18 protein-coding genes and 2 tRNA genes are annotated in these 18601 nt (G+C 71.3%); 13 read left to right on the top strand and 7 right to left on the bottom strand.

Features of this window, described 5'->3' with window-relative positions; genetic code table 11:
• Positions 1-38: 38 nt before the first annotated feature.
• The 3 genes from CP978_RS22405 to CP978_RS22415 all read left to right on the top strand — a co-directional run bounded on the left by CP978_RS22405 (position 39) and on the right by CP978_RS22415 (position 2300).
• Positions 39-112, top strand: a tRNA-Met gene (locus CP978_RS22405).
• Positions 113-344: 232 nt separating this feature from the next.
• On the top strand, positions 345-2150 hold the full coding sequence (locus CP978_RS22410) for a tetratricopeptide repeat protein (RefSeq protein ID WP_079162261.1): 1806 nt from the start codon (positions 345-347) through the stop codon (positions 2148-2150).
• Between the two features lie 76 nt (positions 2151-2226).
• Positions 2227-2300 (top strand) — tRNA-Met (locus tag CP978_RS22415).
• Between the two features lie 191 nt (positions 2301-2491).
• Here CP978_RS22415 and CP978_RS22420 read toward each other — a convergent pair.
• Positions 2492-2908 (bottom strand): Fur family transcriptional regulator, encoded by a 417-nt coding sequence (locus tag CP978_RS22420; RefSeq protein ID WP_043443712.1) that lies wholly within the window; start codon positions 2906-2908, stop codon positions 2492-2494.
• Positions 2909-3035: 127 nt separating this feature from the next.
• Here CP978_RS22420 and CP978_RS22425 point away from each other — a divergent pair, with 127 nt between their 5' ends.
• Entirely contained in the window at positions 3036-4508 is a 1473-nt protein-coding gene (locus CP978_RS22425) for a catalase (RefSeq protein WP_043443714.1), read from the top strand.
• 115 nt (positions 4509-4623) lie between these two features.
• Here the strand turns inward: CP978_RS22425 and CP978_RS22430 are convergent, their stop codons facing one another.
• The gene (locus tag CP978_RS22430) at positions 4624-5037 is read right to left on the bottom strand and encodes a CBS domain-containing protein (RefSeq protein ID WP_043443715.1); all 414 of its coding nucleotides are present in this window, start codon (positions 5035-5037) and stop codon (positions 4624-4626) included.
• A gap of 223 nt (positions 5038-5260) precedes the next feature.
• Positions 5261-6061 carry a histidinol-phosphatase gene (hisN, locus tag CP978_RS22435; protein ID WP_043449277.1) on the bottom strand — a complete coding sequence of 267 codons (801 nt, stop codon included), beginning with the start codon at positions 6059-6061 and terminating at the stop codon, positions 5261-5263.
• A gap of 211 nt (positions 6062-6272) precedes the next feature.
• Between hisN and CP978_RS22440 the strand changes: the two genes are divergently transcribed.
• Positions 6273-6881: a TetR/AcrR family transcriptional regulator gene (locus CP978_RS22440; protein WP_174498663.1), complete on the top strand. Its 609-nt coding sequence runs from the start codon at positions 6273-6275 to the stop codon at positions 6879-6881.
• A 13-nt stretch (positions 6882-6894) separates the two neighbouring features.
• Here CP978_RS22440 and CP978_RS22445 read toward each other — a convergent pair whose 3' ends face one another.
• The 4 genes from CP978_RS22445 to CP978_RS22460 form a co-directional block, all read right to left on the bottom strand.
• On the bottom strand, positions 6895-7218 hold the full coding sequence (locus tag CP978_RS22445) for a DMT family transporter (protein WP_043443718.1): 324 nt from the start codon (positions 7216-7218) through the stop codon (positions 6895-6897).
• 102 nt (positions 7219-7320) lie between these two features.
• Positions 7321-8331 (bottom strand): ribosome small subunit-dependent GTPase A, encoded by a 1011-nt coding sequence (rsgA, locus tag CP978_RS22450; protein ID WP_043443720.1) that lies wholly within the window; start codon positions 8329-8331, stop codon positions 7321-7323.
• Positions 8332-8347: 16 nt separating this feature from the next.
• The gene (gene aroA, locus CP978_RS22455) at positions 8348-9664 is read right to left on the bottom strand and encodes a 3-phosphoshikimate 1-carboxyvinyltransferase (protein WP_043443722.1); all 1317 of its coding nucleotides are present in this window, start codon (positions 9662-9664) and stop codon (positions 8348-8350) included.
• 257 nt (positions 9665-9921) lie between these two features.
• A complete protein-coding gene (locus tag CP978_RS22460) occupies positions 9922-10653 on the bottom strand; it encodes a M50 family metallopeptidase (protein ID WP_043443723.1) in 732 nt (243 codons plus the stop codon).
• A 50-nt stretch (positions 10654-10703) separates the two neighbouring features.
• On the opposite strand from CP978_RS22460, the gene CP978_RS22465 reads away from it, so the two are divergent.
• From CP978_RS22465 to CP978_RS22500, 8 genes are all read left to right on the top strand, one after another.
• A complete protein-coding gene (locus CP978_RS22465; protein ID WP_043443725.1) occupies positions 10704-11558 on the top strand; it encodes an SOS response-associated peptidase in 855 nt (284 codons plus the stop codon).
• A gap of 46 nt (positions 11559-11604) precedes the next feature.
• A complete protein-coding gene (locus CP978_RS22470; protein ID WP_052454611.1) occupies positions 11605-12282 on the top strand; it encodes an alpha/beta hydrolase family protein in 678 nt (225 codons plus the stop codon).
• 305 nt (positions 12283-12587) lie between these two features.
• Positions 12588-13271 carry an RNA polymerase sigma factor SigR gene (gene sigR, locus CP978_RS22475; protein ID WP_043443729.1) on the top strand — a complete coding sequence of 228 codons (684 nt, stop codon included), beginning with the start codon at positions 12588-12590 and terminating at the stop codon, positions 13269-13271.
• Positions 13268-13570, top strand: coding sequence for a mycothiol system anti-sigma-R factor (gene rsrA, locus CP978_RS22480; RefSeq protein WP_043443731.1), 303 nt, complete (start codon positions 13268-13270; stop codon positions 13568-13570). Before sigR ends, rsrA begins: the two co-directional genes overlap by 4 nt.
• A gap of 427 nt (positions 13571-13997) precedes the next feature.
• Positions 13998-15005 carry a tetratricopeptide repeat protein gene (locus CP978_RS22485; protein ID WP_043443733.1) on the top strand — a complete coding sequence of 336 codons (1008 nt, stop codon included), beginning with the start codon at positions 13998-14000 and terminating at the stop codon, positions 15003-15005.
• 108 nt (positions 15006-15113) lie between these two features.
• Positions 15114-15764 (top strand): peptide deformylase, encoded by a 651-nt coding sequence (gene def / locus CP978_RS22490; RefSeq protein ID WP_043443735.1) that lies wholly within the window; start codon positions 15114-15116, stop codon positions 15762-15764.
• Between the two features lie 269 nt (positions 15765-16033).
• The gene (cyc1, locus tag CP978_RS22495; RefSeq protein ID WP_107070564.1) at positions 16034-17119 is read left to right on the top strand and encodes an epi-isozizaene synthase; all 1086 of its coding nucleotides are present in this window, start codon (positions 16034-16036) and stop codon (positions 17117-17119) included.
• Positions 17116-18537, top strand: a complete 1422-nt coding sequence (locus tag CP978_RS22500; protein ID WP_052454242.1) for a bifunctional albaflavenone monooxygenase/terpene synthase — start codon at positions 17116-17118, stop codon at positions 18535-18537. Before cyc1 ends, CP978_RS22500 begins: the two co-directional genes overlap by 4 nt.
• Positions 18538-18601 lie beyond the last annotated feature (64 nt).

An 18601-nucleotide genomic window follows, 5' to 3' on the forward strand; every position in this document is an offset into this window, starting at 1 on the left:
ACACCCCTCCGCGCCGTGGTACGGTTGCATCACAACGGCGCGGGGTGGAGCAGCTCGGTAGCTCGCTGGGCTCATAACCCAGAGGTCGCAGGTTCAAATCCTGTCCCCGCTACTGAAGTCGAGGGCCCGGATCCTGATCAAGGATCCGGGCCCTTTGCGTGCGCCCGCGACCTCCCATGGCCCAGGACGTGATCCGGGCGACTCCTGCGAAGTACCCGTGTCCACAGGTCGAGTTGACCCGTTCTGTGTTTGACTTGTCTCTCTGTGGGCATGTCGACAAAACGCCGAAGTGACCTCAAGGGCTGCGGTACGCCGGGTGTACCAAGGTTGCGGGTGGTGCGACGATGGACGTTATGGGGGAGAAGGCGGCTCTGCTCGATACAGGGCGAAATGTGCGACCCGTCGATCGGGACGAGACCGGCGAAGCGGTCGAGGAGGAACGCCAGCGCATCGCCGCCGAGGCCGGTGGCGTCGAGGCGATGAGCGTCCTCGGAGCCATGCTGCTGCGCCGCGGCGATCTCGATGCGGCCGAACCCCAGCTGCGTGCCGCCACCGCCGCGGGTGACCGCGCCGCCGCCAACAACCTGGGTGTCCTTCTGCATCAGCGCGGCTACCCCGAGGAGGCCGCCGGCTGGTGGCGGATCGCCGCCGTCGCCGGATCCGCCGCGGCCGCGCACGCGCTCGGGCGGCACCACCGCGAGCGGGGCGACGAACCCGCCGCCGAGTACTGGCTGCGGCAGTCCGCGGAGCAGGGGCACACGCTCGGCGCCTATGCGCTGGCCGATCTGCTGGAGCACCGCGGCGACCAGAACGCCGAGCGCTGGATGCGCGCCGCCGCCGAGCGCGGGCACCGTGAGGCCGCCTACCGGCTGGCGCGGATGCTCGACCTCAGGGCCCCGGGGGCCCGGCGGCCCGGCGGCGGCCAGGGCGTCCGGCCCTCGGCGCCGGACGAGGCCGAACAGTGGTACCGGCAGGCCGCCGCGCGGGGCCACCGGCGGGCCGCGCTGTATCTGGGCGCGATCCTGGAGAAGCGCGGCGCGCTCCGGGAGGCCGGGCGCTGGTATCTGACGAGCGCCAAGGACGGGGAGCCGAGGGCGGCGTGCGCGCTGGGTTTCCTGCTGCGGGACGCCGGGGACACCGAGAGCGCCGCCGACTGGTGGCTGCGCGCCGCACAGGAGGGGGACGGCAACGCGGCGAACGCGCTGGGCGCGCTGCACGCCGAGCGCGGCGAGACACAGACGGCCGAGCGGTGGTACCGGGCGGCGCTGGACGCCGGCGATGTCAACGGCGCCTACAACCTCGGGCTGCTCTGCGCCGAGCAGGGGCGCACCGCCCAGGCCGAGCAGTGGTACCGGAGGGCGGCGTACGCCGGGCATCGCGAGGCCGCCAACGCGCTGGCCATCTCGCTGCTGCAGGGCGGCGACACGACGGGCGCCGAGCCGTGGTTCTCCAAGTCCGCGGAGGCCGGCAGCGTGGACGCCGCGTTCAACCTGGGGATCCTCTTCGCGGGGCGGGGCGACGGGGCGACGGCACTGGGGTGGTACGAGCGGGCTGCGGCCGCCGGACACACCGAGGCCGCGCTCCAGGCCGGGATGGCGCGGCTGCGCCAGGGGGACGAGCAGACGGCCGAGCGGCATCTGCGGTGCGCCGCGGGGGGCGGCAGCGCGGAGGCCGCCTTTCGGCTGGCCACCCTGCTGGACGCCCGCCGGCCGCCCGCGCCCGCCCATGAGCTGGGCGAACCCTCGCACGAGAAGAGCGAGTACGAGGAGTGGTACGAGCGGGCGGCGGCGCAGGGGCACCGGCGGGCACAGGTACGGATCGGGATGCTGGCCGCCGCGCGCGGCGATGTGGTGGAGGCGTCCCGGTGGTACCGGCGGGCCGCGGAGGGCGGTTCGCGCAACGGTGCGTTCAATCTGGGCCTGCTGCTGGCGCGCGAGGGGAGCGAGCCGGAGGCCGCGCTGTGGTGGACACGGGCGGCGGACGCGGGGCACGGCCGGGCCGCGCTGCGCCTGGCCCTGGGCTGCGCGCGGCGCGGCGAGCTGGCGGACGGGCAGCGCTGGGCGGACCGGGCGGTCTCGCTGGGTCCCACCGAGGTGGCCGAGCGCGCGGCCCGGCTGCGGGACGCGCTGCGGCAGGAGCTGTCGGCGTGAGGTGTCCGGGCACCCGGGGCCGCCCCGCGGTGATTTGCCTTTGCCGAAGCCCTTGACGTAATGTTGCGTTCATCGACGCGGGGTGGAGCAGCTCGGTAGCTCGCTGGGCTCATAACCCAGAGGTCGCAGGTTCAAATCCTGTCCCCGCTACTGAAGATCCGAAGCCGGAATCCATGGGATTCCGGCTTCGGCGCGTTCACAGCCGGTATTCCGTGGGCGGCGCCTCCTGCTTCATGACGGATCCTGTGTCATGACGGGCCGTCAGGCACATGGCCCCGCGAGCGCCGTATGCGACGAAAAGCCCCGGCCCTTGCGGGGCCGGGGCTCGAGAAACGTCGTGATCACGCCGTCGCGCAGTGGGGGCACAGACCGCGGTAGGTCACCTCGACGCCCGAGACCGTGAAGCCGAAACGCTCCGAGTCGGGGAGGTCGGCGAGCGGATCGCCCGTCGGATGGACGTCGCGGATCGCGCCACAGCGGGCGCACACCAGGTGGTGGTGCGGCCGGTGCGCGTTCGGGTCGTACCTCTTGGCGCGCTTGTCCGTGGCGACCTCCAGCACCTCGCCGAGGGACACCAGCTCACCGAGCGTGTTGTAGACGGTCGCGCGGGAGATCTCGGGCAGCCTGACGACGGCCCGGGCGTGTACCTCGTCGGCCGTCAGATGGACGTGTTCGCCGTCGAGAACCTCGGCCACGACACGACGCTGCGCGGTCATCCGCCATCCGCGTCCGCGCAGCCGTTCCAGCAGGTCACTCATACAGACCAGCCTAACAGCAAGGGGACCAGGTCCCGAATCGATGTGACTTTGGAGCACAGCTTGACTTAGACATTGTCCATTGTAGGATCGAGATCGGCTTTGGCTAAGGAACAAGAACGGTTGGGCGATGACGCAGGAGGCGGACGTGACGCAGGGACCGCTCACGACGGAGGCCGGTGCACCGGTCGCCGACAACCAGAACAGCGAGACCGCGGGCGTCGGCGGCCCGGTTCTCGTCCAGGACCAGCTCCTTCTGGAGAAGCTGGCGCACTTCAACCGTGAGCGCATCCCGGAGCGAGTGGTGCACGCCCGTGGCGCCGGCGCCTACGGCACCTTCACGGTCACCGCCGATGTCACCCGGTACACCCGTGCCGCGTTCCTCTCCGAGGTCGGCAAGGAGACCGAGACCTTTCTGCGCTTCTCGACCGTGGCCGGCAACCTCGGCGCCGCGGACGCGGTCCGGGACCCCCGCGGTTTCGCGCTGAAGTTCTACACCGAAGAGGGCAACTACGACCTCGTCGGCAACAACACCCCGGTGTTCTTCATCAAGGACGCCATCAAGTTCCCCGACTTCATCCACACCCAGAAGCGCGACCCGTACACGGGCTCGCAGGAGGCGGACAACGTCTGGGACTTCTGGGGGCTGTCGCCCGAGTCCACCCACCAGGTGACCTGGCTGTTCGGCGACCGGGGCATCCCGGCCTCGTACCGCCACATGAACGGCTACGGCTCCCACACCTACCAGTGGAACAACGAGGCCGGCGAGGTCTTCTGGGTCAAGTACCACTTCAAGACCGACCAGGGGATCAAGAGCCTCACCCAGGCCGAGGCCGACAGGCTCGCCGGTGAGGACCCCGACTCCCACCAGCGCGATCTGCGCGAGTCCATCGAGCGCGGCGAGTACCCGAGCTGGACCGTGCAGGTGCAGATCATGCCGGCGGCCGAGGCGGCGGCCTACCGCTTCAACCCGTTCGACCTCACCAAGGTGTGGCCGCACGAGGACTACCCCCCGATCGAGATCGGCAGGCTGGAGCTCAACCGCAACCCGGAGAACATCTTCGCCGAGGTCGAGCAGTCCGTCTTCAGCCCCGCGCACTTCGTCCCGGGCATCGGTCCCTCCCCGGACAAGATGCTCCAGGGCCGTCTCTTCGCCTACGGCGACGCCCACCGCTACCGCGTCGGCATCAACGCCGGCCAGCTGCCGGTGAACCGTCCGCACGCCACCGAGGCGCGCACCCATTCCCGTGACGGCCATCTGTACGACGGCCGCCACCAGGGCGCGAAGAACTACGAGCCGAACAGCTTCGGCGGCCCGTTCCAGACGGACCGGCCGCTGTGGCAGCCGAGCGCGGACTTCACGGCCGGCACCGGCGACCACGAGGCCCCGGCCCACGCCGAGGACGACGACTTCGTGCAGGCGGGCAACCTCTACCGCCTGATGTCGGAGGACGAGAAGGGCCGTCTGATCGGCAACCTGGCGGGCTTCATCGCCAAGGTGTCGCGCGACGACATCGCCGAGCGCGCGATCAGCAACTTCCGTCGGGCCGACGGACACTTCGGCAAGCGCCTGGAGGCCGCAGTCCAGGCCCTGCGCGGCTGAACCGGGTTGGACACCGCTTGTCGTAGGGGACGGGCCGGGCTCCCTGTGGGGGGGTCCGGCCCGCTCGCGTGCCCGGGACGGAGGCGACCGGTGGTCCCGGGCACGGAGCGAACCGTCAGGCTCCGCCCCACGCGGTCCCCGCCGGGACACGCTGTCGCGCCGGTGTCCAGCAGCGGATGATGTCGCGCACCGAGACGATGCCGATGGGCTCGTCGTGGTCGAGGACGATCAGATGCCGGAAACCGCCGTGGGTCATGGCGCGCGCGGCTTCCTCGAGGGTCCAGGACGGCGCGGCGAACACGACGTCCGTGGTGGTGTGGGCGTGGGCCCGCTCGATGTCCGGGCTCTGGCCGAGCCCGACCGAGTTGAGGATGTCACGCTCGGTGAGAATGCCGAGTCCGCCGGAGTCCGGGTCGAGGACCACGGCCGCTCCGACACGGCGGGCGGACATCAGGGCCGCCGCCTGGCGGAGGGTGTGTGCGGGGCCGATGGTGAGGACCACCGTGGTCATGGCGTCACGGACAAGCATGGGACGGAGCCACCTCCTGGGGACGCGCTGCGACGCGCCGGCGCAGGGTCCTGGCCACGGTGATCGTCACCGCCGGTACACCTGCGCCGTGTTTCACACATTCACAAGTGGGGGGACTCCCAGCTTCTCAGGACCGGGGCGAGTCGACAAGGCGGGGCGCGTGTCCCACGTCCAAGGGCACTCCCCGGTGCGCCGGAGCGTGGGCGGGGCCCGGCGGCACGCCCTAGTGCCGGTCGTTCAGGTGGTCGAGCAGGGTGTCGTGCAGCAGCCCGTTGGAGGCGGCCGCATTGCCGCTGTGCGGGCCCGGGCGTCCGTCCAGTCCGGTGAAGGAACCGCCCGCCTCCGTCACGATGATCGCGTTCGCCGCCATGTCCCACAGCGACAGCTCGGGCTCGGCGCAGAGGTCGACGGAGCCCTCGGCCACCATCATGTAGGGCCAGAAGTCGCCGTAGGCCCGGGTGCGCCAGACCGCACGGGTCAGATCCAGGAAGCCGTTCAGCCGGCCCTGCTCCTCCCAGCCCGACAGCGAGGAGTACGCGAAGGACGCGTCGGACAGCGTCGAGACACGCGAGACCTGCATTCGGGAGGCCGAGGACAGACTGCGGCCGGTGAACGCGCCGTGCCCCTTCGCGGCCCACCAGCGGCGCCCCAGCGCGGGGGCCGAGACCACACCGACGACCGGCTGATAGCCGCCGGCCCCCGCCTCCATGAGGGAGATCAGCGTGGCCCACACCGGCACCCCGCGCACATAGTTCTTGGTGCCGTCGATGGGGTCGACGACCCAGCGGCGCGGCCCCGTGCCCTCGATGCCGTACTCCTCGCCGAGCACCGCGTCCCGGGGGCGGGCGCGCCGCAGCTGCCCGCGGATCAGTTCCTCGGCGGCCTTGTCGGCCTCGCTCACCGGCGTCATGTCCGGTTTGGTCTCCACCTTGAGGTCGAGGGCCTTGAACCGGGCGGTGGTCGCGGCGTCGGCGGCGTCCGCGAGCACATGGGCGAGTCGCAGGTCATCGAGATAGTCGGGCATGACCGAACGGTAGCCGCCCCGTCGGGGCCAGGGCCACACTGCCGGGAGATCCCCGCGGTTCGGGGGACCCACCCCTCCGCGGTGACCGGACGCCGTCGTATGCTCACCGTGAGCGATGACCGGTGACGGCCCCTGGCGCCGCCATGGACCCTTGACAGTGCGGGGGTGCCCGTCGAACCTGTGCGTCGGAGCCGTCGGCCCCGAGGAGGCGATGATGCCCGCAGCGCGGGAATCCCTGCTGGACGCCGCCTATGCGGCGCTCCTGCGCCGTCCGTGGTCCTCCGTGCGCATGGTGGATGTGGCCGCCTCGGCCCGGGTCTCCCGCCAGACGCTGTACAACGAGTTCGGCAGCAAGGAGGGGCTCGCCCGGGCCCTGGTGCGCCGGGAGGCCGACGGCTATCTGACCGGCGTCGAGCGTGTGCTCACCGCCCCCTCGGACCCGGGGGAGCGGCTGACCGCGGCCGCCGAGTGGACCGCTGCCGCCGCCCGCGAGAACGTGCTGGTGCGCGCCATGCTCACCGGCTGCTGGGACGACAGGCTGCCCGCTCCGCCGCTCTCGGCGGTGCCCTCCACCTCGGCGGTGCCCGCACAGCGCAGGGCGGACGGGCCGTTGCCGTCGCCCTCGGACTTCGTGGCGCTGGTACGGGACCGGGCCGTCGCCGCGCTGGCCGGCCCCGGGACGGCCACCGGGGAGGTGCGGGAGCTGGCCCGCACCTGTGAGCTGGTCGTCCGGCTGTCACTGTCCTGCGCGGTGGCCCCGCCGGGTCAGGGCCGGGTCGCGGAGCTGGTGCGCCATGCCCTGCCGAGGCAGCTGCGCTGACGTCCGGTCCCGCTCAGCGGGCCGAGCCCGACAGCTGCAGGCCGATCACCCCGACGATCACCAGCGTGATCGAGACGATCTTCAGCGTGGAGACCAGATCCCCCAGGAAGACCATGCCGTAGACGGCCGTCCCGGCGGCGCCGATGCCGGTCCAGACCGCATAGGCCGGGCCCACGTCCAGCTTTCTCAGGGAGAGAGTGAGCAGACCGAAGCTGCCCAGGGCGAAACAGCAGAATGCCACGGTGGGCCAGATCCTGGTGAAACCGTGCGAGAGCTTGAGGCAGACGGCGAAGCCGGTCTCCAGTATTCCGGCCACGATGACCAGCAGCCACGCCATGTCTCGTCCTCCCGCGTCCCCGCGTCGACTGCATCCACTGGTCGGATCACGCCTGTGCCGTAACCATTTACCGGCGGGCCGGGACCCCAAACCACACGGAGGTCAGTCCCCTTCCCGCCGCTCCCGGGTGGCGAGCAGCCTGCGCAGCGAGTACAGCCGCGCCGGGTCCGCGTGTCCCTCGGCCACCCAGGCGTCCAGCGCGCAGTCCGGCTCGTCGTGGCTGCATGCGCGGGGGCAGCCCTCGGTGCCCGGCTCCAGATCGGGGAAGGCGTGGATCACCCGGGACGGGTCGATGTGCGCCAGACCGAAGGACCGCACCCCCGGGGTGTCCACGACCCAGCCGTCCGCGTCCCCGAGCGGCAGCGCGAGCGCCGAGGTCGTGGTGTGCCGGCCGCGGCCGGTCACCGCGTTGACATGGCCCGTGATGCGCCGCCGGTCCTTCGGCACCAGCGCGTTGACCAGCGTCGTCTTCCCCACTCCGGAGTGCCCGACGAAGGCCGTGACCCTGCCGTCCAGTTGCTCGCGCACCCGGTCGGCGGCATCGCCGTTCTCCAGCTCGTCACGGCTGGTGACGACATACGGGATGTCCAGCGCCCCGTAGAGCTCCAGCAGCTTGTCCGGCGGGGCGAGGTCCGACTTGGTCAGCACCAGGAACGGTTCCAGGCCGCCGTCGTACGCGGCGACCAGACAGCGGTCGATCAGACGCGGGCGGGGTTCGGGGTCGGCGAGGGCGGTGACGATGGCCAGCTGGTCGGCGTTGGCGACCACCACACGCTCATAGGGGTCGTCGTCGTCCGCGGTGCGGCGCAGGAGGGAGGTGCGCTCCTCGATGCGGACGATCCGGGCCAGGGTGTCCTTCGCCCCGGACAGATCGCCGACCAGGGCGACGCGGTCGCCGACCACCGCGGCCTTGCGGCCCAGCTCACGGGCCTTCATCGCCATGACCGTACGGCCCTCGACCAGGCAGGTCAGCCGGCCGCGGTCGACGGTGAGCACCATGCCCTCGGCCGCGTCCTCGTGCTTGGGCCGGATGTTGGTGCGCGGCCGGTTGCCCCTGCGGTTGGGGCGGGTACGGATGTCGTCCTCGTCGGTGTGCTTGCCGTAGCGGCGCATGATCCCAGTCCGCCCGTCAGTCCCCGAGCATCCCGGTCCACAGGTCGGGGAAGTCGGGCAGCGTCTTCGCGGTGGTCGCGACGTTCTCGATCTCCACTCCCTCCACGGCCAGGCCGATGACCGCACCGGCAGTGGCCATGCGGTGGTCGTCATAGGTGTGGAAGACCCCGCCGTGCAGACGGCGCGGGCGGATGTGCAGCCCGTCGGCGGTCTCGGTGACATCGCCGCCCAGCTCGTTGATCTCCTTGGTGAGCGCGGCAAGCCGGTCCGTCTCGTGCAGTCGCAGATGGGCCACCCCGCGAAGCGTCGACGGGGAGTCCGCGAGGGCCGCGACCGCCGCGATGCCGGGCGTCAGCTCACCGACCTCGCCCAGGTCCACATCGATGCCGTGGACGGCACCCGAACCGGTGAACGTCAGACCGCGTTCGGTCAGCGTGCAGGAACCGCCCATCTCGATGAAGATCTCGCGCAGCCGGTCGCCGGGCTGGGTGGTGCGGGCCGGCCAGTCGGGAACGACGACCGTGCCACCGGTCACCAGGGCGGCCGCCAGGAAGGGCTGGGCGTTGGACAGGTCCGGCTCGACGGTCAGGTCCCGGCCGAGCAGGGCGCCCGGGGTGACCCGCCAGACACCGGGCTCGCCGCCCGACTCCGGGGTGTCCACCTGGGCGCCGACCGCGCGCAGCATGTCCACGGTCATACGGATGTGCGGCAGGGAGGGCAGCGTCGCGCCGGTGTGGCGGACCTCGACGCCCTGGTTGAAGCGCGGGGCGGAGAGCAGCAGGGCGCTGACGAACTGGGAGGACGAGGAGGCGTCGATCGACACCGGACCGCCGTCCAGACCGCCGGAGCCGTGCACGGTCAGCGGCAGCGCGCCGCGGCCGTCGTCGTCGATACGGGCGCCGAGGACGCGCAGGGCGTCGATCACGCCGTTCAGCGGGCGTTCGTACGAGCGGGGGTCGCCGTCGAAACGGACGGGGCCGTCCGCGAGCGCGGCCACCGGGGGCAGAAAGCGCATCACGGTGCCCGCGTTGCCGACGTCGACCGTGGCCGGGCCGTGCAGCGCGGCCGGGATCACCCGCCAGGTCTCGCCGGAGCCGTAGGGGTCGACCCCCTCCTCGATGCCGACGCCCATCGCCCGCAGGGCGCCGGCCATCAGCAGGGTGTCGCGGGAGCGCAGGGGGCGGCGCAGCCAGCCGGGCTCGGAGGCCAGGGCGGCGAGCACCAGGGCACGGTTGGTGACCGACTTGGACCCGGGCACGTGGACCGTCGCGTCGACGGCTCCGCTCGCGTGCGGGGCGGGCCAGAGGGCGGTGTGTGCGGGGTTCAGGGTCATGCGCCCCACTTTAGTGGCTGGTCCTGGGACCAGATCTTGATCGGCACCGGGGGCCTGCGGGGCTGTGGGTCACCCGTGGGTGGGCCGGTGTGTCGGGGCGCGCTCGGTTTGCGGCGGGGGTTTTTGCGCAGTTCCCCGCGTCCCCGTCGGGCGCCTTCCCTCCTGGGCCTGCGGGGCGGTGGGGTGGGTGCGGGTTTGTCGGGGCTGGTCGCGCAGTTCCTCGCGCCCCTTTGGGGCGCAGTTTCCCTTCCGGGTGGTCACAGGCGTAGGAGCCACTGGGCGCCGCCCATCAGTGAGCACAGTGAGACCACATGGAAGAAGAAGAGCCAGAGCCCCGCCGGCACATGGGTGAGCCGGGAGAGCTGGTCGGCGTCCGAGTCAGGGGCGCCGCCGTGCGACCGCTTGGCCTGGAGCTCGAAGGCCGGGCGCACCCCGCCGAGCAGCAGGAACCACACCACCGCATAGGCGAACCCCGACTGCACCTGCGGCTCCGCCAGCCAGGAGACCAGCAGGAAGGTGCCCCCGGTGAGGATCACCGTCAGCGCGCCGTAGGCATTGCGGATCATCAGCAGCATCGTGATGAGCAGCGCGGTGGCCAGCCACAGCAGCAGGGTGATGCGCCCGGCGCCGAGCAGTGCCGCGCCGCCGAGGCCGAGGAGCGGGGGAGCGGTGTAACCGGCGGCGGCCGTGAGGATCATGCCGAGGCCGTGGGGCTTGCCGCGGCTGACGGTGAGGCCGCTGGTGTCGGAGTGGAGCCGGATCCCGGTGAGGGTGCGCCCGGTGACCAGCGCGATCAGGCCGTGGCCGCCCTCGTGCGCGATGGTGACCGCGTTGCGCGATATCCGCCAGGCCCCGTGCGGGACGACGACGGCGAGCGCGGCGACCAGAGTGGCGATCACCACCCAGAGATCGGGATGGGGCTGGCTGCCGGTCACCCGGTCCCAGAGGTCGGGCAGTGAGAGCGGGCCGGTCGAGGCGAGGTTGTCCATGGTCGGAGGTGGCTCCCGGTGCGATGGTCGGGTCTGGCAGTGTGGCAGGCATGTGCGGACGGTATGCAGCGAGTCGCAGCCCCGAGGATCTCGCGGGAATCTTCGACGTCGAGGTGGGGGCCCCTCCCGTACGAGCGGAGTCGGGCGCCGGCGGGAGGGAGCCCGAGGAGACACTGGCGCCCGACTACAACGTGGCTCCGACGAAGCAGGTCCACGCGATCCTGGACCGCCCTTTGAAGGACGCCGACGACCGGCGGCCGGTTCGCCAGTTGCGCCGGCTCACCTGGGGCCTCGTGCCGTCCTGGGCGAAGTCGCCGGAGGGCGCCGCCCGGATGATCAACGCACGTGCCGAGACCGTGCACGAGAAGCCCTCCTACCGCCGGGCCTTCGCCGCCCGGCGCTGCATCCTGCCCGCCGACGGCTACTACGAGTGGGTCACCGGCAGCCAGGAGCGGGAGCTGGAGGTCGAGGGCAGGAAGAAGCGGCCGCGCAAGCAGCCGTACTTCGTGCTGCCCGCCGACGGCTCGGTCTTCGCGATGGCCGGTCTCTACGAGTTCTGGCGGGACCGGACGCTGCCCGACGACCATCCACGGGCCTGGTGGGTGACCTGCTCGGTGATCACCACCGAGGCGGAGACCGCCCCGCTGGCCGTGGCCCCGGACGACGGCCCGGGGTCCCTGTCCGCCATCCACCCCCGGATGCCCCTGATGCTCACCCCCGACCGCTGGGACGCCTGGCTCGACCCGTCCCGCACGGACCCCGAGGAGCTGAGGGCCCTGCTGGATCCGCCGCCGCCCGGTCTGATGCGCGCGTATCCGGTGTCCACCGCGGTCAGCAACGTCCGCAACAACGGTCCGGAGCTGCTGAAGGAGCTCGAGGCCCCGGAAGAGGGCACACTCTTCTGATGCGACCCGGGCGATGGACGCGACGGACGCGACGGACGTGAGGGCGATGGCGGACGCAGCCGGTGCGGCAGAGACGAGCGACACCACGGAGACCGTCGAGACCGACGCCGGGACGGCCCGTGTCACCTGGCACCGGGCGGACCGGCCCGGGCTCGTGCTGGCCCTGGGCCATGGCGCGGGCGGGGGCGTCGAGGCGCGGGATCTGCGGGCGCTGGCCCGGGTGCTGCCCGCGCACGGTGTGAGCGTCGCCCTGGTGGAGCAGCCCTGGCGGGTCGCCGGGAAGAAGGTGGCGCCCGCGCCCAGGACGCTGGACCTGGGCTGGCGCGGGCTGTGGCCCGTGCTGGAGGGCCCCGGGCTGCCCGTGGTCGCCGGCGGGCGCAGCGCCGGAGCCAGGGTCGCCTGCCGTACGGCCGCCGAGCTCGGTGCCGTCGCCGTGCTCGCGCTGAGCTTCCCGCTGCACCCGCCGGGCAGGCCGGAGAAGTCCCGCGCCGACGAACTGCTCGGCACGGGCCTGCCCACGCTGGTCGTCCAGGGCGGCAACGATCCGTTCGGCAGGCCGGCGGAGTTCCCGCTGGGCGGGGCGGGCGGGCCGGCGTACGAGATCGTGGAGGTGCCGTACGCCGATCACGGCTTCGCCGTCCCCCGGCGCGCGGACCTCACCCAGGAGCGTGCCCTGGAGATCATCACCGGTGCCGTGACGGAGTGGACCGTGTCACTCGGGTGACTCCCGGGAATGCCGGGAGGCGGACCGCTGTTGACGGAATCGGACAGCGCCGGCCGCGCACCCCAGCCCGAGAGGAAGTCCGCCGCATGGGTTCGACCATCTGCCCTTCCGTCGCCCAGCACCGTCCTGGCGACGACGCGCTGCGCGCGGCACCCCTCGAGGCCCGCCGCGGCGGCTCCGACCTGGACTGGACGGTGCTGCACGCGGCGAAAACCGCCCCTGCTCGGGCGGCGGCGGGCAGGGATGTTCGTCTATCCTCCGATTCCAGTGGGGTCGGTTCGGGTCCCACCACGTCGCTGGAGGAGGTGGGTCCGGTCACCGGTACCGACGCAGGGACCGACAACGGCCGGGCGGAGCAGCCCGAGGGCCGGGGCACGGGCGCGGAGTCGTCCGCCCAGCGCAGTGCGCGCTTCGAGCGCGACGCGCTGGAGTTCCTCGACCAGATGTATTCGGCAGCGCTGCGGATGACCCGCAACCCGGCCGACGCCGAGGACCTCGTGCAGGAGACGTATGCCAAGGCGTACGCGTCCTTCCACCAGTTCCGTGAGGGCACCAATCTCAAGGCGTGGCTGTACCGGATCCTCACCAACACCTTCATCAACTCGTACCGCAAGAAGCAGCGCGAACCCCAGCGCAGCGCGGCCGAGGAGATCGAGGACTGGCAGCTCGCCCGCGCCGAGTCGCACATGTCGACCGGTCTGCGCTCCGCCGAGTCGCAGGCGCTCGACCACCTGCCCGACTCGGACGTCAAGGAGGCGCTGCAGGCGATCCCCGAGGAATTTCGCATCGCCGTCTATCTCGCGGACGTGGAGGGCTTTGCGTACAAGGAGATCGCCGACATCATGGGGACACCCATCGGTACGGTGATGTCCCGGCTGCACCGGGGCCGCCGTCAACTGCGCGGCATGCTGGAGGACTACGCCCGTGATCGCGGGCTGGTCCCGGCCGGCGCCGGAGAGTCGAACGAAGCGAAAGGCTCGGGCTCATGAGCTGCGGAGAGCCGCACGAGACGGACTGCAGTGAGGTCCTCGACCATCTCTACGAGTTCCTCGACAGCGAGATGCCGGACATGGACCGCTCCAAGTTCCAGCAGCACTTCGAGGAATGCTCGCCGTGCCTGGAGAAGTACGGGCTCGAACAGGCCGTGAAGAAGCTGGTCAAGCGGTGCTGCGGGCATGACGACGTGCCGAGCGACCTGAGGGCCAAGGTCATGGGCCGCCTCGACCTGATCCGCTCGGGCCAGACGGTGCCCGAGCACGATGTGACCGCGACCCCGCAGGAGTCCTGAACTCCGGTTCGGGAGCGTCCGATCGACCCTGGTGCGTCGTCGCCGTCAGCATCCCCTCGTCCGTGGGTCCCGGGACCCACGGACCCCCTTTCCACCGTCCCGCCGGACCGGCTTCCGCCGGGCTCCGGCGCCTGAAGGGGCCGCCCTGCCGGTCCCGGCCGCTTCCCGTTCTCCGGCCTCGCTCATGTGGGGACCCCCCTGGGTGAGGCCCTCGTGCACCACGGTGCCCACCCGTACCCGCACCCACCCCCTGCCCCGGGTGATGCGTCGTGCCGGCGTCGGGGTGACCGATGGGTAAGGAGCGCCCGTCCGGCGGTACGTGGTTGGATGCGAGGAGAGGGTGGCCGGGGGCACTCTCGGCCCGTGGTCTCCGCGGACGTCAAGGATTCAACAGGCGGGAATCGCAAGGGACTGGCAGGCGGGAATCGTGAGGATCTTCGGCAAGGGACGGCACCGGCCCTCCGCCTCCTGGCGGCAGGCCACCGACCGCGCGTTCACGCTGATGGGCGACGGCCGCTACGAGGACGCGGGAGCGCTGCTGACCCGTGCCGCGGATCTGGAGCCCTGGCTGTCGGAGTCCTGGTTCAACCTCGCCCTGCTGCACAAGTTCCGCCATGACTGGGAGCAGGCCCGCGCCGCAGGGCTGCGCGCCGTGGCCCTGCTCGACCGGGAGACCGGGGCTCCCGACTGGTGGAACGTGGGCATCGCCGCCACCGCCCTGCAGGACTGGCCGCTGGCCCGGCGCGCCTGGCAGGCGTACGGGCTGAGGGTGCCCGGGCTCCCCTCCCGGCCGCGAGCGGGGCAGGGCGGCTCCGTCTTCGACGAGCCCGCCGGGATGGAGCTGGGCAGCGCGGCCGTGCGGCTGTCGCCGGAGGGCGAGGCCGAGGTCGTGTGGGGGCGCAGGCTGGACCCGGCCCGCATCGAGGTGCTCTCCGTCCCGTTGCCGTCCTCCGGGCGCCGCTGGGGCGAGGTCGTGCTGCACGACGGCGTACCGCACGGTGAGCGCACCACGGCCGCCGGTCACGCGTACCCCGTCTTCGACGAGATCGAGCTGTGGGCGCCCTCGCCGGTGCCCACCTGGGTGGTCCTGCTGGAGGCCGCGACCGAGGACGACCGGGACGCCCTGGAGCAGTTGGCCGCCGACGCCGGCTTCGCAGCCGAGGACTGGTCCTCGTCCGTGCGGCTGCTGTGTCGTCCCTGCTCCGAGTCCCGGATGCCCTCCGACGAGGGCGACGGCGAGCATCTGGACCCGCACGACCGCAGTGTGCCGGGGCACCCGGGGCCGCTGGGGCACCGCACGGACGGGCAGCTGTGGGTGCCCGAGCGCGAGTGCGGCATCGCGGCGCCCGCCTCGCTGGTGCGCGGGCTCCTCGACGGCTGGGTCGCGGACAGCCCGGACTCCCGGGACTGGCGGGACCTCGAAGAGGTCTGCTGAGCGGGCTCCGGTCCGCTCCGGTAATGGATCTCGGCGAGGCGGCCGGGCACGCGCCGTAGGCTGTACGCGCAGGTTTCACCACAGATTGCAGGAAGGCATACGTCGGTCATGGCGCAGCAGGACACTGATCAGCAGCACGCGGGAGTGCTCCCCGTGGACGACGAGGGCTTCCTCAACGACGCCGAGGGCGCGGCGGAACGCGAGTCCGCCTGGCGCGAGCGCGGCACCTCCCGGCCGATCACGGTCGTCGGGAACCCGGTGCTGCACAAGGAGTGCAAGGACGTCACCGATTTCGGTGCGGAGCTCCAGACCCTGGTCGCGGACATGTTCGCCAGCCAGCGCACCGCCGAGGGCGTGGGCCTGGCCGCCAACCAGATCGGTGTCGATCTCAAGGTCTTCGTCTACGACTGCCAGGACGACGAGGGCGTCCGGCACGTCGGGGTGGTCTGCAACCCCCGGCTCGTCGACCTGCCCGCCGACCGGCGCCGACTGGACGACAGCAACGAGGGCTGCCTGTCCGTGCCGACCGCCTACGCCTCGCTCGCCCGCCCCGACTACGCCGAGGTGACCGGTCAGGACGAGAAGGGCAACCCGGTCAAGGTGCGGGGCACCGGCTACTTCGCCCGGTGTCTGCAGCACGAGACGGATCATCTGTACGGCTATCTCTACATCGACCGGCTCTCCAAGCGCGACCGCAAGGACGCCCTGCGGCAGATGGCCGAGAACGAGCCGCGCTACCCCGTGGTGGCCAACGACTGAGAAACGCTTCACGACGACGCCCGGCGGGACCCCTCCCGACCGGGCGTCGTTCATGTGTGCGGTGCGTATTCGCTCCTCTGTACGGACAGACCGATCCCCGTCGCGTCGGCCACCGCAGATTCTCGGCTCCGTCGGGTAGAGAGTGAGCCAAATCCATTCCCAGTCAGGTGAGTTGTAGTGCTGAATGGAAAGCACGGGATACGCGACGGCGCACGCCCGGCACGACGGGAGGGGCGTGGCGTCAACCGACTGCTGAGAGGGGTTTGTTCGTGCCAGCTTTCCCACACAGCACTACATCGACGGTGACCGCGGTCACGGTTCCACCGGCACTGAGGGTGCCGGTGATCGAGACCGACTTCACCCGTCGACTCCACCCGTATTGGCCCCGACTGCAGGAGAACACACGTTCCTGGCTGCTGGAAAAGCGGCTGATGCCGGCGGACAAGGTCGAGGAGTACGCCGACGGTCTGTGCTACACCGACCTCATGGCGGGCTACTACCTCGGAGCCCCCGACGAGGTCCTCCAGGCGATAGCGGACTACAGCGCATGGTTCTTCGTCTGGGACGACCGTCACGACCGTGACATCGTCCACCGGCGGCCCGCCGCCTGGCGGCGGCTGACGCACCGGCTGCACACCGCCCTGGACGCCCCCGAGGACCATCTGCACCACCCGGATCCCCTGGTCGCGGGGTTCGCGGACAGTGTGGGGCGGCTGTACTCGTTCCTCGGGCCGAGCTGGAACGCACGCTTCGCCCGGCACTTCCGTGCGGTGATCGAGGCGTACGACCGGGAGTTCGACAACCGCACCACCGGAACCGTCCCGACGGTCGAGGAGTACCTGGAACTCCGCCGGCTCACCTTCGCGCACTGGATCTGGACCGATCTGCTCGAACCCGTCGCGGGACATGAACTGCCGGACTTCGTGAGGAAACATCCCGCATATCGGCGGGCGGCGCTGCTGAGCCAGGAATTCGCGGCCTGGTACAACGACCTGTGCTCACTCCCCAAGGAAATAGCGGGGGATGAGGTCCACAATCTCGGGATCAGTCTCATCCACCACGAAGGATTAACCCTCGAAGAAGCCGTCGGGGAAGTGAGGAGACGGGTCGGGGAATGCGTATCCGAATTCCTTGTCGCGGAGGAGGAGATGCTGCGGTTCGCCGACCGTCTGACCGATGGGACCGTACCCGGCAGGGAATTGAGCGCCGTGGTGAAGGACATCGCCATGAATATGCGGAACTGGTTCAGCACTGTGTACTGGTTCCACCACGAGTCCGGCCGGTACATGGTCGACAGCTGGGACGACCGCTCGACGCCCCCCTATGTCAACAACGAAGCGACAGGTGACCGATGACCGTGGAACCGTCCTCCCCGTCCCCGGCTTCCTCCCCCTCCCCGCCCACGCTCGACCAGGGGGTGCCCGCACCGTCCGGGCCCCCGGCGGACCCGCGTGTCCCGCCGCTCGCCGCGGGCGGACTGCCCGGCCTCGGCCACGGCTGGAAGCTGGCCCGCGACCCCCTGGGCCTGCTGAGCCGGCTGCGGGACGACGGCGACGTGGTACGGCTGAGGCTGGGGCCGAAGACGGTGTACGCCGTCACCACCCCGGAACTCACGGGGGCCCTCGCCCTCAGCACGGATTACCACATCGGCGGCGCGCTGTGGGAGTCCCTCGAGGGGCTGCTCGGCAGGCAGGGGGTGGCCACCACCAACGGGCCGCTGCACCGGCGCCAGCGGCGGGCGATCCAGCCCGCCTTCCGGCTGGACGCCATCCCCGGCTACGGGCCGATCATGGCGGAGGAGGCACATGCGCTGGTGGAGCGCTGGGGCTCCCGGGAGACCGTCGACGCCACCTCGGAGGCCTTCCGGGTGGCCGTCCGCGTCGTCGCCCGCTGTCTGATGCGCGGTGGCTACATGGACGCCCACGCCGACCGCATCTGCGCCGCGCTCACCACGCTCTTCAGCGGCATGTACCAGCGCATGGTCGTGCCGCTGGGGCCGCTGTACCGCCTGCCGCTCCCGGCGAACCGCGAATTCAACCGGGCATTGGCCGATTTGCATCTGCTGGTCGATGAGATCATCGCCGACCGCCGGGCATCCGGTCAAAAACCGGACGATTTGCTGACGGCTTTGCTGGAGGCGAAGGACGAGAATGGGGAGCCCATCGGGGAACAGGAGATCCACGACCAGGTCGTCGCGATAGTCACCGCCGGCAGCGAAACGGTGGGCTCCATGGTCATGTCGTTGCTCCATGTCCTCGCGGATCACCCGGAGCAGGCCGACAAGATCCGCGACGAGGTGAAAACCGTCGTGGGCGACCGGAGGATGGCATTCGAGGACGTCCGGAAGCTGACGCACACCGCGAATGTCATCGTGGAGGCAATGCGTTTGCGCCCGGCCGTATGGATTTTGACGCGGCGGGCGGTGGCCGACACCGAACTCGGCGGGTATCGCATTCCGGCCGGTTCGGACGTGGTGTACAGCCCGTACGCGATCCAGCGCGATCCCCGGTCCTACCGACGGCACGAGGCGTTCGACCCCGACCGCTGGCTGCCCGAGCGCTCCAAGGACGTCCCCAAGTACGCCATGGCCCCGTTCGGCGTGGGCAACCGGAAGTGCCCGGGCGACCACTTCTCGATGGCCGAACTCACCCTGATCGTGGGGGTGGTGGCCTCCGCCTTCCGCTTCGAGCAGGTGCCGGGTTCCGACGACGGGCCCCGTATCGGCATCACGCTGCGTCCGCGCAGGCTGCTGCTGAGGGCCGTGCCGCGATGACCGTGCGGCGCACGTCCGGATGACCCGAGGGTCATCCGGACGTGCGCCGGGGGGTGTTCGGCGG

The organism is Streptomyces nodosus (assembly GCF_008704995.1).
Lineage (GTDB): Bacteria > Actinomycetota > Actinomycetes > Streptomycetales > Streptomycetaceae > Streptomyces > Streptomyces nodosus.

Excerpts from the sequence above, each read along its gene's own strand:
- CP978_RS22410 (WP_079162261.1), top strand. The coding sequence starts at position 345 with ATGGACGTTATGGGGGAGAAGGCGGCTCTGCTCGATACAGGGCGAAAT.
- CP978_RS22420 (WP_043443712.1), bottom strand. The coding sequence starts at position 2,908 with ATGAGTGACCTGCTGGAACGGCTGCGCGGACGCGGATGGCGGATGACC.
- CP978_RS22425 (WP_043443714.1), top strand. The coding sequence starts at position 3,036 with ATGACGCAGGAGGCGGACGTGACGCAGGGACCGCTCACGACGGAGGCC.
- CP978_RS22430 (WP_043443715.1), bottom strand. The coding sequence starts at position 5,037 with ATGCTTGTCCGTGACGCCATGACCACGGTGGTCCTCACCATCGGCCCC.
- hisN (WP_043449277.1), bottom strand. The coding sequence starts at position 6,061 with ATGCCCGACTATCTCGATGACCTGCGACTCGCCCATGTGCTCGCGGAC.
- CP978_RS22440 (WP_174498663.1), top strand. The coding sequence starts at position 6,273 with ATGATGCCCGCAGCGCGGGAATCCCTGCTGGACGCCGCCTATGCGGCG.
- CP978_RS22445 (WP_043443718.1), bottom strand. The coding sequence starts at position 7,218 with ATGGCGTGGCTGCTGGTCATCGTGGCCGGAATACTGGAGACCGGCTTC.
- rsgA (WP_043443720.1), bottom strand. The coding sequence starts at position 8,331 with ATGCGCCGCTACGGCAAGCACACCGACGAGGACGACATCCGTACCCGC.
- aroA (WP_043443722.1), bottom strand. The coding sequence starts at position 9,664 with ATGACCCTGAACCCCGCACACACCGCCCTCTGGCCCGCCCCGCACGCG.
- CP978_RS22460 (WP_043443723.1), bottom strand. The coding sequence starts at position 10,653 with ATGGACAACCTCGCCTCGACCGGCCCGCTCTCACTGCCCGACCTCTGG.
- CP978_RS22465 (WP_043443725.1), top strand. The coding sequence starts at position 10,704 with ATGTGCGGACGGTATGCAGCGAGTCGCAGCCCCGAGGATCTCGCGGGA.
- CP978_RS22470 (WP_052454611.1), top strand. The coding sequence starts at position 11,605 with ATGGCGGACGCAGCCGGTGCGGCAGAGACGAGCGACACCACGGAGACC.
- rsrA (WP_043443731.1), top strand. The coding sequence starts at position 13,268 with ATGAGCTGCGGAGAGCCGCACGAGACGGACTGCAGTGAGGTCCTCGAC.
- def (WP_043443735.1), top strand. The coding sequence starts at position 15,114 with ATGGCGCAGCAGGACACTGATCAGCAGCACGCGGGAGTGCTCCCCGTG.
- CP978_RS22500 (WP_052454242.1), top strand. The coding sequence starts at position 17,116 with ATGACCGTGGAACCGTCCTCCCCGTCCCCGGCTTCCTCCCCCTCCCCG.